Below are 798 nucleotides of genomic sequence, written 5' to 3' on the forward strand. Positions count from 1 at the left end.
GCTAACCGGTCCTCTTAACCTTCCAGCACCGGGCAGGCGTCAGTCCGTATACATCGTCTTACGACTTCGCACGGACCTGTGTTTTTAGTAAACAGTCGCTTCTCACTGGTCTCTGCGGCCCCACCCAGCTCAGGAAGTAAATTCCGTCACCGGACAAGGCCCCCCTTCTCCCGAAGTTACGGGGGCATTTTGCCGAGTTCCTTAACCATAGTTATCTCGATCGCCTTAGTATTCTCTACCTGACCACCTGTGTCGGTTTGGGGTACGGGCCGTGTAACAACTCACTAGAGGCTTTTCTCGGCAGCATAGGATCACTGAATTCGCCTCAATCGGCTACGCATCACCTCTCAGGCTCGATGAACGGCGGATTTGCCTACCGTTCGCCCTACAGGCTTACACCAGTACAACCACTGACTGGCCCAGCTACCTTCCTGCGTCACCCCATCGCTTGGCTACTACCAGATCAGGTCCCACGCATCCACCACACGCCGGCCACCCGAAGGCGGCAAGTCATGTGGATTCAGGGTGGTTAGTGTCACTGATTCACCATGGGCGCGGTTACACGGGTACGGGAATATCAACCCGTTGTCCATCGGCTACGCCTGTCGGCCTCGTCTTAGGTCCCGACTCACCCTGGGCGGATTAACCTGGCCCAGGAACCCTTGGTCATTCGGCGGACGAGTTTCTCACTCGTCTTTCGCTACTCATGCCTGCATTCTCACTCGCGCAGCCTCCACACCTGGATCACTCCGATGCTTCCATGGCTGCACGACGCTCCCCTACCCACCCACACACCTG

Annotated in this window: 1 rRNA gene; it reads right to left on the reverse strand. The window is 57.1% G+C overall.

The features are described 5' to 3' along the window. Window positions 1-798, reverse strand: a 23S ribosomal RNA gene (locus tag R4P47_RS25055); the annotation flags it as partial.

Origin of the sequence: Rhodococcus sp. IEGM 1370 (genome assembly GCF_033142325.1) — a bacterium.
In the GTDB taxonomy this organism is placed as follows: Bacteria; Actinomycetota; Actinomycetes; order Mycobacteriales; family Mycobacteriaceae; genus Rhodococcoides.